General features: G+C 69.6%; 12 protein-coding genes. 7 read left to right on the forward strand and 5 right to left on the reverse strand.

From position 1 onward, the window contains the following. Nucleotides 1–80: 80 nt before the first annotated feature. Entirely contained in the window at nucleotides 81–2312 is a 2232-nt protein-coding gene (locus tag ACIBAF_RS08860) for an alpha-L-fucosidase (protein WP_399462454.1), read from the reverse strand. Between the two features lie 672 nt (nucleotides 2313–2984). Between ACIBAF_RS08860 and ACIBAF_RS08865 the strand changes: the two genes are divergently transcribed. The 4 genes from ACIBAF_RS08865 (at nucleotide 2985) to ACIBAF_RS08880 (ending at nucleotide 9006) form a co-directional block, all read left to right on the forward strand. Then, the gene (locus ACIBAF_RS08865) at nucleotides 2985–5243 is read left to right on the forward strand and encodes an MMPL family transporter (RefSeq protein ID WP_399462455.1); all 2259 of its coding nucleotides are present in this window, start codon (nucleotides 2985–2987) and stop codon (nucleotides 5241–5243) included. A gap of 131 nt (nucleotides 5244–5374) precedes the next feature. Then, nucleotides 5375–6694 carry a sensor histidine kinase gene (locus ACIBAF_RS08870; protein WP_399462457.1) on the forward strand — a complete coding sequence of 440 codons (1320 nt, stop codon included), beginning with the start codon at nucleotides 5375–5377 and terminating at the stop codon, nucleotides 6692–6694. After that, on the forward strand, nucleotides 6691–7347 hold the full coding sequence (locus ACIBAF_RS08875) for a response regulator (RefSeq protein ID WP_399462458.1): 657 nt from the start codon (nucleotides 6691–6693) through the stop codon (nucleotides 7345–7347). Before ACIBAF_RS08870 ends, ACIBAF_RS08875 begins: the two co-directional genes overlap by 4 nt. A 348-nt stretch (nucleotides 7348–7695) precedes the next feature. Further along, on the forward strand, nucleotides 7696–9006 hold the full coding sequence (locus tag ACIBAF_RS08880) for a sensor histidine kinase (protein WP_399462459.1): 1311 nt from the start codon (nucleotides 7696–7698) through the stop codon (nucleotides 9004–9006). Here ACIBAF_RS08880 and ACIBAF_RS08885 read toward each other — a convergent pair. After that, nucleotides 8912–9649, reverse strand: coding sequence for a response regulator transcription factor (locus ACIBAF_RS08885; RefSeq protein ID WP_399462460.1), 738 nt, complete (start codon nucleotides 9647–9649; stop codon nucleotides 8912–8914). The genes ACIBAF_RS08880 and ACIBAF_RS08885 overlap by 95 nt on opposite strands. A gap of 256 nt (nucleotides 9650–9905) precedes the next feature. Continuing rightward, a complete protein-coding gene (locus tag ACIBAF_RS08890) occupies nucleotides 9906–10313 on the reverse strand; it encodes a PPOX class F420-dependent oxidoreductase (RefSeq protein WP_399462461.1) in 408 nt (135 codons plus the stop codon). A 335-nt stretch (nucleotides 10314–10648) separates the two neighbouring features. On the opposite strand from ACIBAF_RS08890, the gene ACIBAF_RS08895 reads away from it, so the two are divergent. After that, the gene (locus ACIBAF_RS08895; protein ID WP_399462462.1) at nucleotides 10649–12703 is read left to right on the forward strand and encodes a phosphocholine-specific phospholipase C; all 2055 of its coding nucleotides are present in this window, start codon (nucleotides 10649–10651) and stop codon (nucleotides 12701–12703) included. 93 nt (nucleotides 12704–12796) lie between these two features. Beyond that, a complete protein-coding gene (locus tag ACIBAF_RS08900; RefSeq protein ID WP_399462463.1) occupies nucleotides 12797–13492 on the forward strand; it encodes an LURP-one-related/scramblase family protein in 696 nt (231 codons plus the stop codon). A 6-nt stretch (nucleotides 13493–13498) separates the two neighbouring features. Here the strand turns inward: ACIBAF_RS08900 and ACIBAF_RS08905 are convergent, their stop codons facing one another. Together ACIBAF_RS08905 and ACIBAF_RS08910 are read right to left on the reverse strand one after the other, a co-directional pair. Further along, nucleotides 13499–14446: a DMT family transporter gene (locus ACIBAF_RS08905; RefSeq protein WP_399462464.1), complete on the reverse strand. Its 948-nt coding sequence runs from the start codon at nucleotides 14444–14446 to the stop codon at nucleotides 13499–13501. Then, entirely contained in the window at nucleotides 14443–15240 is a 798-nt protein-coding gene (locus ACIBAF_RS08910; protein ID WP_399462465.1) for a phosphatase PAP2 family protein, read from the reverse strand. Before ACIBAF_RS08910 ends, ACIBAF_RS08905 begins: the two co-directional genes overlap by 4 nt. A gap of 155 nt (nucleotides 15241–15395) precedes the next feature. On the opposite strand from ACIBAF_RS08910, the gene ACIBAF_RS08915 reads away from it, so the two are divergent. Next, nucleotides 15396–16022 carry a TetR/AcrR family transcriptional regulator gene (locus ACIBAF_RS08915; protein WP_399462466.1) on the forward strand — a complete coding sequence of 209 codons (627 nt, stop codon included), beginning with the start codon at nucleotides 15396–15398 and terminating at the stop codon, nucleotides 16020–16022. Nucleotides 16023–16115 lie beyond the last annotated feature (93 nt).

Below are 16115 nucleotides of genomic sequence, written 5' to 3' on the forward strand. Positions count from 1 at the left end.
ACTTGGGTGGGTCAGGTCATCCGCCATCGGCGCCGGCCGGGGTTCAGCACCGCACCGGGCCATGGGCTCTCGGGAACGGGTCAGACGGGGCTGATGGTCCACTGCAGGTTGGTGTTGTTGCCCCAGGCCCACTGTTTGGCGACGGAGCCCTCGGAGACGTTGCCGCCGCCGTCCAGGAGCTTGCCCGTGGTGCGGTTGACGATGTTGTACTGGCCGCCGCCGCGGTGCGTGATCTTCCACTGCTGGTTGGTGTGGCCGTTCCAGGCCAGCTGCTTGCAGGTGGCGCCGTTGCTGGTGGCGCCCCAGCTGTCGGCGACCATGCCGTTGGTCCGGTTGACCAGCTTGTAGTAGCCGCCTCCTACCTCTACCGCCTGCCACTGGAGGTTGGCGTTGTCGAACCAGTGCCACTGCTTGAGGTCGGATCCGCCGGCGACGTTGCCGCCGCTGTCCAGGGCCAGGCCGTCGGTGTAGTTGATGATCTTGAGATAGGTCGACGGGTTGAACTGCACCTTCAGCGAGGTGATCTTGTCGTTCTGGCCGCTGACCCGCAGGTCGGCGTTGTCGGCGGTGAACGTCCACTGGGTGCCGGTGAAGTTGTCGCCGGAGTAGGCGACGATCTGCTGGCCCGGGGCGAGCTTCAGGGAGGAGATGCTGAGCGCGGGCATCCCGTGCAGGTCGAGCTGGTCGGCGGTGTAGTCGCCCAGGCCGAGCGCGGCGGAGGCGCCGCTGTAGTTGACGTCCCCGAAGACCAGGGCGCCGTCGACCGGCTGGAGCGTGGGGAGCTGGCCGGAGAAGGTCAGCTTCAGTACGTACATGGGCGCGGAGAACGGCGCCGACGACGGCAGGGTCACCGTGAGCCCGGACGCGTCCTGGGTGCGGTTCGGCAGGTCGATGTAGGCGCCGGCCGTGCTGTCCAGCAGCTTCACCGAGGTCAGGGAGCCCAGGTTGATGCGACTGGAGCTGAGCGTCTTGACGGTCAGCGAGGCGCCGGGCCAGCCGAGCACCGTGGCGTACAGGGTGTCGTTCGCCTTGTTGCAGGTGAAGCGGATGTCCTGCGCGGTGCCGGCGCTCGGGTTCATGAAGGTGCCGCCGCCCATCTTCGTCGGCCCCTCGCCGTAGGCGGTCCAGGCCCGGGTCGAGTACACCGACTCACCGAAGCGCTTCAAATAGTCGCCGATGCCCGTCAGGATGTCGCGCTGGCCCTGGGGGATGGTGCCGTCGGCCTTCGGCGCGATGTTGAGCAGGACGGTGCCGTTCTTGCTGACCCGGTCGATCATCGCGTGCAGCAACAACTGCGCCGTGTAGTAGCCGATGCCCTCCGTGTAGCACCAACTGGTGCTGGAGACGCTGTCGTCGGTCAGCCAGTAGGGCGAGGTGATGTCGGCCGGGCCGCCGCGCTCGTAGTCGAAGACCTCGCCGTGGCCGTTGAACGCGTCCTTGTAGGTGGCGATGACCTCCCGGCCCCAGGAGTTGGCCTGGTTGTAGTAGTAGGAGAGGAAGTTCAGCAGCTGTGTCTCGGCGATCTGGTCCAGGTGGACGTCCTGGTAGATGATGTCCGGCTTGGCCAGGTCGATGACCTCCTTGAGCTTGTCGTGCCACAGCTGGTCTTCCGTGGTCTTGTCCAGCTGTCCGTAAAGCTTCTTCAGGCTGGGGTCGGACTGCGCCGGGACCGCCTCGTAGTAGCCGAGGTAGTTGTAGGCGTGGTGCATCGACACCAGCAGCTTGAGGTTCTTCGCGCGGACGGCGTCGGTGAACAGCTGCAGCAGGTTGAGCTTGGGACCCTTGGCGACCGAGTTCCACTCGTTGACCTGGCTGTTCCACATCGAGAAGCCGTCGTGGTGCTCGGCGACCGGCCCGGCGAACTTCGCCCCGGCGTCCACGAACAGCTGCGCCCACTCGTCGGGGTCGAAGTTCCCGCCGGCCGACTTCAGCTTGGGCGCGAACTGCGTGAAGTTGCCCGCCTTGTCGTTCGCTCCGTTGATGAAGTTGTGGTAGGGCCACACCGAGGGGTCGCCGTACGTGGCGACATGGTGCTGGTTCACCTTGCTGCCGCCGAAGTACATGTTCCGCGGATACCACTCGCTGTCGTAGGCGGGGACGCTGAAGACCCCCCAGTGGAAGTAGATGCCGAACTTGGCGTCCTTGAACCACTCGGGAGACGCCGGGTGCTGGTTCACCGAGTCCCAGGCGGGCGTGTACGTGGACGGTGCGGCCAGGGCGGGGCCGGCGTCGAACAGGCCGCCCGCGACCACGGCCGTAGCGACGGCCGTGGTACCGGCGAGGAACTGCCGTCTGCTGATCGCTCTCGACATTGAGAGGCCTCCAAGGCAACTGAGTGTTCCGATGGTTGACAGTGCGAAGCGCAGGAGGGGGCTCCGGCACACGCCTCCCGGGCGGCACGCCGTGCAGGGATGCTGCGAATTGCTCCTATGTCTCTGAGCGGTGAGGACGTTACGGCGAGGTTGCAGACGATGACAAGAGTTCGGTGGCGGTGATTCACGCGCCGGCGGGCCGCGGAACGAGGCATGAACGCCTGCGGCGGACTTCAGGGAACGGAACGCACCCATCTGACCTGGGCCTTTAAAGGGATCGTGAGCCAAAGGGATGCGGACTGCGACGTCGCAGAATTTGCCAACGCCTTTGACGAAAAGCGCAGACGTCGTCCGATCGCCCTCGTCGAGAGGCCGAGGGCCTTAGTGGATCGCCAGTCGCTCTACGGATACTTACGGCCGCCCTGGCCTCATTCATCCAATGTGTAGTGCGCGCTCGCCGTCTTCGGGCACCGAGTGCGAGACCCGGGTGCCGGACTCCTTGTGCTTTGGGAGGAGGGCGACCAGTACCGGAGTAGGAGGCGGCAGCGGCGTATTCGCTTCCCCAGTGCCGTGGGTGGCCGGATTTCCGCGCCTAGTTTGATGGACGGGTCACGCAGACCCACCCCAGTTCTCGTCATCCGTCCCGTTGTTTTCCCAGGTGGGAGTGTCTCTGTGGCCACCTTGCTCTACAGGCTCGGCCGGTTCGCCTTCAGGCGACGACGCCTCGTGGTGGTGCTGTGGATCGCCATCCTGGCGGTCGTGGGCATCGGCTCCGCGAGCGTCTCCGGCAAGACGTCGGACCAGTTCACCATTCCCGGCACCCAGTCGCAGAAGGCGCTGGACCTGCTCGACGAGGAGTTCCCACAGGCGTCTGCCTCCGGGGCCACCGCCCGAGTCGTCTTCGAGGCCCCTGACGGGCAGAAGCTGACGTCCGGCGCCCACAAGACCGAGGTCGAGTCACTGATCGCCGACCTCAAGAAGGCTCCCCAGGTGGCGAACGTCAGTGACCCCTACGCGAGTCGTCTGATCAGCCAGGACGGCGCCATCACCTACGCCCAGGTGACGTACCGGGTCGCCCAGGCCGACGTCACCGCCGAGGCGCGTGACGCCCTGCGCGCCGTCGCCGACAAGGGGCACGAGGCGGGCCTCGCCGTGAGCCTGGGCGGCAACGCCGTCAACGAGAAGGAGGGCGCCAACGCCGGTGAGCTGATCGGTCTCGCGGTGGCCGCAGTGGCGCTGGTGATCACCTTCGGCTCGCTGCTCGCCGCCGGTCTGCCGCTGCTGACCGCCCTGTTGGGCGTCGTCATCGCGATCCTCTCGATCACCGTCGCCACCGCGATCTGGGACATGAGCTCCTCCGCGTCGACGCTCGCGTTGATGCTGGGCCTGGCGGTCGCCATCGACTACGCCCTGTTCATCGTCTCCCGCTACCGCGGTGAGATAAGGGAGGGTCACGAACCCGAGGACGCCTGCGGCCGAGCCCTGGGGACGGCCGGATCAGCGGTCGTGTTCGCCGGTCTGACCGTGGTGATCGCTCTGGCGGGACTCAGCGTCGTCGGCATCCGACTGCTGTCCGACCTGGGCCTGGCGGCGGCGTTCGCGGTCGTCGTGGCCGTGGTCGTCGCGCTGACCCTGCTGCCCGCGGTCCTGGGCTTCGCCGGGATGCGCATCATGAAGGGGAACCTCCAGACCAAGCGCATGCGGGCGCTGGAGCGCGGCGAGAGCGAGTCGATGGGCGTGCGCTGGGTACGGCTCGTCATCCGGCGCCCGTGGCGGGCGCTCGTCGTCTCGGTCGCCGTCCTCGGCGTCCTGTGCCTGCCGGTGTTCTCGATGCGCCTGGGCATGCCCGACGACAGCACCGCCCCCGCGGGCAGCACACAGCGGGTCGCCTATGACACGCTCAGCAAGGGATTCGGCCCGGGCTACAACGGTCCGCTCACGGTCGTCGTCGACGCCCGGGACGGCAAGGACCCGAAGGCCGCCGCCGAGGAGACGGTCACGGCACTGGGCAAGCTGCCCGACGTCGCCTCCGTGAGCCCGGCCGTGTTCAACGCCTCGGGCGACGTGGCACTGATCCGAGCCGTCCCCAAGAGCTCCCCGAGCAGCCAGGAGACGGTGGACCTGGTCGGGGAGATCCGTGACACCACCGCCCCGGCGGTGCTGAAGGCCACGGACGCGGAGGTCGTGGTCACCGGTACGACGGCCCTGAACATCGACGTCTCCGACAAGCTCGGCGCCGCCCTCGTGCCCTACCTCCTGGTGGTCGTCGGCCTGGCGCTGATCCTGCTGCTGCTCGTGTTCCGGTCGATCCTGGTGCCCCTCAAGGCGACGCTGGGCTTCCTGCTCAGCGTGGTCGCGACCCTGGGCGTCCTGGTCGCGGTCTTCCAGTGGGGCTGGCTCAAGGACCTCTTCGGCGTCGACACGACCGCGCCCATCGTGAGCGTGATGCCGATCTTCATGATCGGCGTGGTCTTCGGCCTCGCCATGGACTACCAGGTCTTCCTCGTCACCCGGATGCGGGAGGAGTACGTCCACGGCGCCGAGCCCACCGAAGCGGTCGTGGCCGGCTTCCGGCACGGCGCCCGTGTGGTGACGGCCGCGGCGATCATCATGATCTCCGTCTTCGCCGGGTTCCTGCTCGCCGACGCCGCCCTGATCAAGTCGATCGGTCTGGGGCTCGCCTCGGCGGTCCTCTTCGACGCCTTCGTGGTCCGTATGACGATCGTGCCCGCGGTCATGGCCCTGCTGGGCCGCCGTGCCTGGGCCCTGCCCCGGTGGCTGGACCGGATCCTGCCCAACGTGGACGTCGAGGGCGAGAAGCTGCGGCACGTCCTGGACGGGCCGACCGCCACGACAGGGCCGGACGGGGAAGCCGGGCCGGGAAGCGATCAGGGCAGGCCGCTCGCGCCTGCCCGCCGAAGCCGGGACTGACCACCGCGCCGCTTACAGTGGGCCGGCACCCGTGATCCCACAGAGTGGGAGCCGCCCCTTCCGCCGCCGTCCGTCGGCCCTTTCCCCCAAGGGCCGACGGACGGTCCGCCGGTACCTCGGAGACACACGCCGTGACCTCAGCATCGAAGGACCACATCGTCGATTCCGGCGCCCTGCTGGGCAGCTCGGAGGACCGCACTGTGGTCCGGCTCCTGACCCTGATGGCCTCGGTGGGACGGGCGGACCAGACGCATCCCCGCGTCAGGAGGTGGGGGGTGCCCATCCTGTGCGCCGCGCTCGGCCTCCAGCCCCTGCTGGCATACCCCGCGTCCGGACCCGCTCTGCCGGTCTCACTGCTTCTGCTGGCCGGGATCACCGTCCCGCTCCTGTGGCGCCAAAGCCGTCCTGTTCTGGTGTTCGTCGTCGTCACGGGCTTCTCCGCGGCGCAGGCCGCCTGTGGGGTGCTGACCAACGCGCACTTCCTCGCCCAGCTGATCATGCTGCACAACGTGGCCCGTTTCGCCACCCCCCTCGCGCTGGCCGGGGCCGTGTCGGTCGCGGTGCCCCAGACGTTGATCACCGTCCTCGCGTTCTCGTCCGACGTGCAGCTGAAGCGCATCACCACCGCCCTGGCGCTGGCCGTCATGCTGACGCTCGGCATGATCGCGATGGCCGGACTGGGGCTGGGCGGCCGGGTGGCGCGCCTGTACATCACCGCACTGCAGGACCGGGCGGAGCGGCTGGAGGTGGAGCGGGACCAGCGGGCCCGGCTCGCGGAAGCGGCGGAGCGAGCCCGCATCTCCCGGGAGATGCACGACATCCTCGGTCACACCCTCGCCGTCATGGTCGGTCTCGCCGACGGCGCGGCAGGGTTGGCCGAGGCCGCACCCAAACGAGGCGCCGAGACCCTGCAGCTCATCGCCGACAGCGGGCGTGGCGCCCTGTCGGATCTACGCCGGCTCCTCGGCACCCTCCGCCAGAACGGCACCGCGTCCTGCGACTCCCCGCTGGCGCCTCAGCCCGGCCTGACCGACCTCCACGCCCTCATGGAAAGGGTCCGGGCCGCCGGCCCCACCGTGACCCTGCACACCGACGGGGACCTGACCGGCCTTCCCGCGGGACTCCAGCTCACCGTCTACCGCATCGTCCAGGAAGCACTGACCAACACCCTCAAGCACGCGGCCCTTGCCACGACGATCGACGTGGTCGTGGTGGCGACCTCCCGCACGGTACGTGCCGCTGTCGAGGACAGCGGCCCCCCACGGACGCCGCGCAAGGGCCCTCGCGGCGACGGGGGACAGGGGCTCCTCGGCATGCGCGAGCGCGCCTCGCTCTACCAGGGGACCGTGACCGCCGGCCCGAACTCCCGGGGCGGCTGGAGCGTCCGAGCGGAACTGCACCTCCTCCCACCCACCAACACGCCTACGCCTACGGAGAAGCACCCGGCATGACCACTGTCCTCATCGTCGACGACCAGGCCCTGCAACGCCTCGGCTTCAGCATGCTCATGGAACAGCACCCCGACCTGACCGTCGTCGGCGAGGCCACGCACGGCGCCGAAGCGGTACGCAAGACGGCCGAACTCCACCCGGACGTCGTCCTGATGGACGTGCGCATGCCCGGCATGGACGGCATCGAGGCGACCCGACGCATCGTCACCTCCGGCGGCCGCTCCCGCGTGCTGGTCATGACCACCTTCGACCTGGACGAATACGCCTACGACGCCCTGCGCGCGGGAGCCAGCGGCTTTCTCCTCAAGGACGCCCTGCCCGAAGAACTCCTTGCCGGCATCCGCGCGGTCGCGGCCGGGGACGCCGTCATCTCACCGGGGCTGACCCGCAAACTCATCGACGCCTTCACCACGCGCCTGCCCGGCCACACCCCCGAGCAGGCGCGACAGCTGGAAGCCCTCACCGAACGCGAGATCGAGGTTCTCACCGCGGTCGCCACCGGCTGCAGCAACGCCGAGGTCGCCGAACACCTGCACCTGGCCGAGACCACCGTCAAGTCCCACGTCAGCCGCATCCTCGCCAAGACCGGCGCCCGAGACCGGGTCCAGGCGGTCATCTTCGCCTACGACGTGGGGCTCGTGCGGCCGGCCTGACCAACGAGCCGATGATCCAGAGCCGCACCCTGCAGATGCACCCCGCGTCGTCCGGGGCCTGACCCGCCGACACGAGTGGGGTACCGGCCAGGAGGGGAGTGCGTCCCTTCGGAGGAAGGCGGCCACTACCGTGGTAGGAGCTGCCGTCCTGGTTTTGGGTCCCCCAGTGCCACGCGTGGTCGAGGCGACGCCTTTAACGTGACATATGGGCCCGCGCGACGGCCCCTCCGCACTTCTTCCGCGACGAGAACGGATCGCGGGCGTGAGCCGCTTCCTGTCAGCCGCCGTCCGCCGGTCCTTCCCACGCAGAGGTGGCGGACGGTCCGCATGCACCCGGAGACGCATTCAGTGACCACCACCTCCTCGCGGGTCCGCCCGGTGGAACCCAGCAGCCTTCTGGGCGGCCCGGAGCACCGCACGGTCTTGCGGCTACTGGCCTGGCTGATATCGATACAGCGGGCCGGCCAAGAGCACCCCCGGGTCAGGCAGTGGGCGGCGCCGCTGGTGTGCGCGGCTCTCGGCGTCCCGGGTCTTCTGGACAGTGCCGCCGGGGGCGGTCCGGGTCTCCCGGTCGCGCTCATGGTGATGATCGGGTTCACGGTCCCGCTGCTCGCGCGGGATCGTCATCCCTTCCCGGTCTTCGCCGTCATCACGGCCTTCTCCATGGCGGAGGCCGTTTCCGGGGTTCTCACCTACGCCCATTTTCTGGCCCAGCTGATCATGCTGTACAACCTCGCCCGGTTCGCACCGCCGGTCCAGTTGACCGTCGCCGTCTCGATCACCGTTCCCCAGACCATCGTGACGATCATGACGTTCGCACCGGACCGGCGGATCGAACGGATCGACAGCCCCCTGGCGGTGACCACCGACCTGGTGCTCTGCATCCTCGCCATCGCCGGCCTGGGCCTGGCCGGCCGGGTGGCGCGCTCGTACATCACGGCCCTGGAGGACCAGGCGGTGCGTCTGAAGGTGGAGCGCGACCAACGGGCCCGCCTCGCAGAGGCCATGGAGCGGGCACGCATCTCCCGGGAGATGCACGACATCCTCGGCCACACCCTTGCCGTCGTGGTCGGTCTGGCCGACGGTGCGGCGGGGCTGGCCGAGACCAAGCCGAAGCAGGGCGCGGAAACCCTGCGGATCATCGCGGAGAGCGGGCGCGGCGCCCTGGCCGACCTGCGCCGGCTCCTCACCGGGATTCGCGATGAGGGACCTCGTCAGACGCCCTTCCGCCCCCAGCCGGGCGTCGGCGATCTCGACGCTCTGCTGGAGCGGATCCGTGCGGCCGGTCCCGACGTCGGCCTCCATACGGCGGGTGACCTGACCGGCCTGCCCGCAGGACTGCAACTCGCCTTGTACCGCATAGTCCAGGAAGCTCTGACGAACACCCTCAAGCACGCCGCCTCCGACACCGCGGTCCGTGTCTCCTTGATCGCGGAGCAGGACGCCGTACACGTCACCGTCGAGGACACGGGTCCGCCCGCCGCGGAACGGGATCCTTCCTGGGAAGGCGGCGGGCAGGGGCTTCTCGGCATGCGTGAACGCGCCGCGCTCTACCAAGGCACGGTCACCGCCGGTCCCAACTCCGAAGGCGGCTGGAGCGTTCACGCCGTTCTGCGACCCGCAAGGCCGTGGCCGCCTCTGCCGGGGCATCCGGCGTGATCACCAACCTGAAGCCGACACCCCGCACCGCCTCGATGCACAGTGCGCCGCCCAACTTGTGCCGCAGGGAGGTCACATGGGTGTCCAGGGTCTTCGTCGAGCCGAACCAGTTGCTGTCCCAGACCGCCGCCATGATGGATTCGCGGGTCACCAGCGTGTCGGGTCGCCTGGAGAGGTACTCCAGGAGGGCGTACTCCTTCGGGCTCAGCGAGACCTCGGTTCCGTCCATGAAGACCCGGTGCGCCTGACGGTCGACGGCCACGCGACCGTAGGCCGTGCGCCATGCCGTGCGGCCGGAGTGCCGGCGTTGTACCGCTCGCATGCGCGCGACCAGTTCACGTATGAGGAACGGCTTCACCACGTAGTCGTCAGCGCCGAGTTCGAGAGCGACGATCTTCTCCGTGGCGCAGGCTCGTCCGCTCACCACGATGAGCGGGACGTCGCTCCGGGCCCGTAGCGCTCTGCAGACGTCGAGCCCGTCGAGGTCCGGCAGGCCGAGGTCGAGCAGGACCATGTCCGTCGGCTCCGAGAGGAGCGCCTTCTCGCCGGTGGACGCCCACACCACCTCATAGCCGTACCGCGGCAGGCCGCGCAGCAGGGAGTCGGCCACGAACTGATCGTCCTCGATGAGCAGTACCTGCATGTCTTCTCCCGCCGGGGTGCGTGTCGGGTAGCCATGGTCTGGCGCAGAGGCGACGGCGACGAGGTCCCGCGGGGACGGTTGCTGCCGGATGAGGGATCGTCTCGTTCGGGGCCGACCTGACCCGGTCCTCAACGTAGAAGCGGATTGCCGCTCCACCCCAGTACCGGAGGACTGATTGTGGCCGGGTCCAGTCCTACCGAAGTAGGAACCGGGCCTCCTTCTCTCTGCTCGCGTGCCGTGGCTGGACCCGGACTCCTCAGAGCCGTCCGGTCGTCCTGCTCGGAGTCACGCGGACGATGACGCGGTCCCCGTCGTTCTTCGAGGCCGGGTTGAAGGTGGCGTACTCCTGGCCCGTGTACTTGAGGGAGAGCTCGTTCACCAGGTCGTTGGCGGGGTCGGGGGTGAGCGTCGCGGTGCCGCGGATCTCGGCGTAGGTGTACGGGTTCTCGGGCGGGTTGATCATCACGGTGACGCGCGGGTCACGGGCGATGTTCCTGCCCTGCGCCCGGTCCACCGTGGTGGAGAACAGCAGGTCGTCGCCGTCGCGCTTGATCCAGACGACGGTCAGGTGCGGGCGCCCGTCGGCCGCCACCGTCGCCACGGTCGCGAAGACCCGGGAGTCGTCGAGGTACTTCTTCAGTTCGTCGGAGAGCTCGGCTGCCACGGTCGAAGTCCTTTGTCCGATGTCGTATGCGAGGTCGAGGAGGTGCAACGGGGGTGCGGTGGATCCGGGAAACGCGTGCGTCGTAACCCTGGCACAACCACGGAAATTCCCGTCCGGCCGGGCGTCGACGTCAGCGGTGACTTCCGTCCCCTGTACGGCCGTTGGGGTCGCTTGGCGATCTCTTGGCCGGTCGCACACCCCACGTACCGTCGACTTTCACATCTTCGTCACCCGACCCTTCCCTGACGTTCGGTGCCCTTGGAAAACTCCTTGCGCGCGCACTCCGTCACCGAACCGGCCGGCAGAACCCCATCTGCACGAGAGGTGCCTCACCCATGTCCGAAGTAAACCGGCGCCGCTTCCTCCAACTAGCGGGCGCCACCACGGCGTTCACCGCGCTCTCCAGCTCCGTCGAGCGCGCCGCCGCGCTGCCCGCGAACCACCGCACGGGGTCGATCGAGGACGTCGAGCACATCGTCGTCCTGATGCAGGAGAACCGGTCCTTCGACCACTACTACGGCACGCTGAGGGGCGTCCGGGGCTTCGGCGACCCGCGCCCGGTGACCCTGGCCGGCGGAAAGTCCGTCTGGCATCAGCCGGACGCCGGCGGCAAGGACGTCCTGCCGTTCCACCCCGACGCCGACGACCTGGGCCTCGCCTTCATCCAGGACCTCCCACACGGCTGGAACGACGGCCACGCCGCCTTCAACGGGGGCAAGTACGACAAATGGGTCCCCTCGAAGGGCGCCACGACGATGGCGTACCTCACCCGCGAGGACATCCCCTTCCACTACGCGCTCGCCGACAGCTTCACCGTCTGCGACGCCTACCACTGCTCCTTCATCGGCTCCACCGACCCCAACCGCTACTACCTGTGGACCGGCTACACCGGCAACGACGGCAAGGGCGGCGGCCCGGTCCTCGGCAACGACGAGGTCGGCTACAACTGGACGACGTACCCCGAACGTCTGGAGCAGGCGGGGGTCTCCTGGAAGATCTACCAGGACGTCGGCGACGGACTGGACAAGGAAGGCAGCTGGGGCTGGATCCAGGACGCCTACCGCGGCAACTACGGCGACAACTCGCTGCTCTACTTCACCCAGTACCAGAACGCCCGGCCCGGCGACCCGCTGTACGACAAGGCCCGCACCGGCACCGACGCCCGCAAGGGCGAGGGCTTCTTCGACCAGCTGAAGGCCGATGTCAAGGGCGGCAAGCTGCCGCAGATCTCCTGGATCGTCGCTCCCGAGGCCTTCACCGAGCACCCCAACTGGCCCGCCAACTACGGCGCCTGGTACATCGCCCAGGTCCTCGACGCGCTCACCTCGGACCCGAAGGTGTGGGCGAAGACGGCGCTGTTCGTCACCTACGACGAGAACGACGGCTTCTTCGACCACCTGCTCCCGCCGTTCCCGCCGGCCTCGGCCGCGCAGGGCAGGTCGACGGTCGACGTCGGCCCGGACCTCTTCCAGGGCGACAGCGGACACACCGCCGGCCCCTACGGACTCGGCCAGCGGGTGCCGATGCTCGTCGTCTCCCCCTGGAGCAAGGGCGGTTACGTCTGCTCCGAGACGCTCGACCACACCTCGGTCATCCGGTTCATGGAGCGCCGCTTCGGCGTCCACGAGCCGAACATCTCGCCGTGGCGGCGGGCGGTCTGCGGCGACCTGACCTCCGCGTTCGACTTCTCCCGCAAGGACGCTCGGCCGGTCGCCCTGCCGGACACCGACGGCTACCAGCCCCCGGACAAGAACCGCCACCCCGACTACGTGCCCACCCCGCCGGCCAACCCCGTGCTGCCGAAGCAGGAGCGCGGCCACCGCCCCACCCGCCCGCTCAAGTACACGCCCGCCGTGGACGCGTCGGTCGATCCGACCGCCGGGAAGCTCACCCTCACCTTCGCCTCCGGGGCCAAGGCCGGCGCCGCCTTCCTGGTCACCTCCGGCAACCGCACCGACGGGCCGTGGAGTTACACCACCGGGGCGGGCGCGACCGTCTCCGACACCTGGAACTCGGCGTACTCCGGCGGCTCGCACAACCTCACCGTGCACGGCCCGAACGGATTCCTGCGCGTGTTCAAGCAGGCCGGGAAGGCGGCCGGGGCCGAGGTGGTCGCACGGCACGTCGGCGACGGCGTCGAACTGACCTTCACCCACCGGGGCTACGGCACGGTGGAGCTGAAGGTGGCCGACGGGTACAGCGGCCGCACCACGACCGTCAGGCTGCGGCCGGGCGCCGTGCTCAAGCGCACCGTGGACCTGCGCACGAGCCGACGGTGGTACGACCTCACCGTCACGTCCACCGCGGACAGCGCGTTCCTCAGGCGGTTCGCCGGCCACGTAGAGAACGGCCGCCCCGGCGTCAGCGACCCGGCGATCATCACGGAGTAGCGGCGGGGGTAAACACGGCGGGGGTAAACACCCGGTCAACACAGCATCGTGAGGTCTGGTCAGGTCCCGGTGGGCTCGGGATAGTGTGCCCCGGTGAACATACATTCGAACCAGCCCGCCGGCCCTGACCCGCGGGTTCAGCGCCAGGTGGAGCAGCAGGCCGGGGTCGCCCCCAGCGGCCCCGGCGGCGGCACGTTGTTCAGCGAGCCGGTGCTGGTGGTGAACCAGAAGGCCAAGCTCATCGAGCTGACCAACGAGTACAAGGTCATGGACCAGCAGGGCAACCAGCTCGGCTCGGTGGTCGAGGTCGGCCAGGGCGTCCTGCGCAAGATCGTGCGCTTCCTCAGCGACTGGGACCAGTACTTCACGCACAAGCTGGAGATCCGCGACGCCCACGGTCAGCCCGTGCTGCGGCTGACCCGTCCCGCGAAGATCTTCAAGTCCCGCGTGATCGTGACCCGCCCCGACGGGCAGCAGGTCGGCGAGATCGTCCAGCAGAACGTCTTCGGGAAGATCAACTTCGCGATCAACGCCGACGGCCGGCAGATCGGCGCCATCAAGGCGGAGAACTGGCGGGCGTGGAACTTCGCCATCGTCGACCACGAGGAGAACGAGGTCGCCCGGATCACCAAGACCTGGGAAGGCCTCGCCAAGACGGTGTTCACCACCGCGGACAACTACGTCCTGCAGATCCACTACCAACTGCCCGAGCCGCTGCTGAGCCTGGTCGTCGCCACCGCTCTGACCGTGGACACGGCGCTGAAGCAGGACGCCCGCGGTATCGGCTGACGCCCGTCACAGCGGTGTGAGGTGCTCGGGCCCGGTCGTCGGCCGGGGCAGCAGCGCCGGTTCCGCCGACGCCGTCTCCGGCCGCAGGGCCAGCACCGCCGCCACGGGGTGCTCCTCGTCGTGGACGGCGTCGGGTTCCGGCGCGGCCCGCGACAGGAGCACCACGCCCCGCCCCGCGAGCCCCGCTCCCGCGAGGGCGAGCAGAACACCCGCGGGCCCGCCCTGGAGACGTTCGCCGAGGAGCACGAGGCCGATCGCCGCGGCGGCCACCGGGTTGGCCAGGGTCACCATCGCCAGCGGGGCGCCGAGACCGCCCCGGTAGGCGGTCTGCGACAGAAGCAGCCCGGCGGTCGCGAAGGCCGCGACCAACAGCGCCACCCCGATCACCTGCACGCTGAGCAGCGGCCCCGATCGGTCCGTCGCGGCCACGGTCACCGTCTGGGTGAGCGCCGAGGCGACCCCGGAGGCGAAACCGGACGCGGTCGCGTGCCGCAGTCCGGGCTTGGCGCCGCGCCGGGCCAGCAGTCCGATCAGCGCCGCCGTGACCCCGGCCACCGCGACCGCCTCCGGCAGGCTCAGGACGTCCTCCGGGGCCGGCCCCGAGGCCGTGACCAGGATCGCGGCCAGGCCGGCCAGGGTGAGGGCGGTGCCCCGCCACTCGGCGAAGCTGACCTTGCGCCCGGCGACCCGCGCGCCCATCGGCACCGCCGCGACCAGCGTGAGCGCCCCCAGCGGCTGGACCACGGTGAGCGGCCCGTACTTGAGGGCGACCACGTGCAGCAGCGCGGCGGAGGCGTTCAGCCCCACCGACCACCACCAGGCGCCGTTGCCGAGCATGCGCAGCAGGCCGGTGCCGGGGTGCCGGGAGGCCAGCCGCTCCTGGGCGACGGCGGCGGCCGCATAGGCGACGGCCGAGAAGAGGGACAGGACGACGGCGGCGAGGGTGGCGTTCATCGGTTCGCTCCGACCAGGACCGGCTGCTCGGCCGGGACGAGGGCGCCCGTACCGCGTCCGGCCGTGGTGGCCGTGCGCCGGGGGGCGTGGATCAGCGCGAGCGCGACACCGAGCAGGGCGCCCGCCACGATCGCGTCGAGCCAGTAGTGGTTCGCCGTGCCCACGATCACCAGCAGGGTCAGCAGCGGATGCAGCAGCCACAGCCACCGCCACCGCGACCGGGTGGCGACGATCAGGCCGATCGCCACCATCAGGGCCCAGCCGAAGTGCAGCGACGGCATCGCCGCGAACTGGTTGGACAGGTGGTCCGTCTGCGGCGGGCCGTACACCGAGGGCCCGTACACGCGCGCGGTGTCCACCAGCCCCGTCGCCGCCAGCATCCGCGGCGGGGCGAGCGGGAAGGCGAGATGCAGCACCAGGGCGGCCGCGGTGAGGGCGGCCAGCACCCGGCGGGCCCACACGTAGTGCGCGGGGCGTCGCAGGTACAGCCAGACCAGGAAGGCCAGGGTGGCCGGGAAGTGCACGGTCGCGTAGTAGGTGTTCGCGACCTCGGCCAGCCCGTCGCCGTGCAGCAGCAGGGCCTGCACCGAGCCCTCGCCTGGCAGGTGCAGCCACCGCTCCGCGTGCCACACGTCGTGGGCGTTGCGCAGGGCCTCGCCGGTGTGGCCCGTGGCCAGCTGTCGGCCGAACTTGTAGACCAGGAAGAGCCCTGCGACCAGCAGGAGCTCGCGGACTATCGGCGGCCGGGCCGGTGTGGCCGGCTCCACTGCTGCAGGCTCGGTGCGGGCATTCATCCCCCGGCCCCTTCGCTGACGACGGTGCGTTTGATCGATCGATACGATGTCGTACCGATACGCCAGTGTACCGATACGTTCGTGTACCGGTACACTGGCGTATCGATTGACATACGCCACACTGGAATCGGGCATAGAACGGAGAGGGAGAGAAGATGACGTCGCAGGCCGGGGAGGGACCGGAGTCGGTCGCCGCAACGCGCCGCTCCAAGATCACGCCTGAGCGTGAGAAGGAGTTCTTCGACGCCGTCCTCGAACAGGTCCGGGACTGCGGGTACGAAGCGGTCACCATGGAAGGCGTCGCGGCCAGCACGCGCTGCAGCAAGTCCACGCTCTACCGGCAGTGGAAGACCAAGCCCCAGTTCGTCGTGGCGGCCCTGCGCTCCCGCCGGACCGCGCGGCTCGCCGGCATCGACACCGGTTCGCTCGCCGACGACCTGCGCGCGGCCGCGCGGGCCGCGGGCAGGTGGTCCACCGACGACAGCAAGCTGCTCCAAGCCCTCGGCCACGCCGTGAACGGGGACGAGGAGTTCGCGCGGGCGTTGCGCGAGGCGCTCATCGACCCGGAGATCGAGGCGCTGCGGGACATCCTGCGGCGCGGGGTCGAGCGCGGGGAGGTTCCGGCCGGCCATCCCGCGCTGGAGTACATCCCGGCGCAGCTGTTCGGCGTGGCCCGTTCCCGACCGGTGATCGAGGGACAGTACGCCGACCCGGACTACCTGGTCCGCTTCGTGGAGGCCGCCGTACTGCCCGCCCTCGGGCTCCCCGCGGCGTCACCGTAGAAGACCCAGGCCGCCGTTCCCGGGATGACGGAACGACGGCCTGCTCGCGCCGCACCGTGGGGACGGGGGCGGCGCGCACCCCCCGGCCGGGTG

It is taken from the genome of Streptomyces sp. NPDC051677, from assembly GCF_044453465.1.
Lineage (GTDB): Bacteria > Actinomycetota > Actinomycetes > Streptomycetales > Streptomycetaceae > Streptomyces.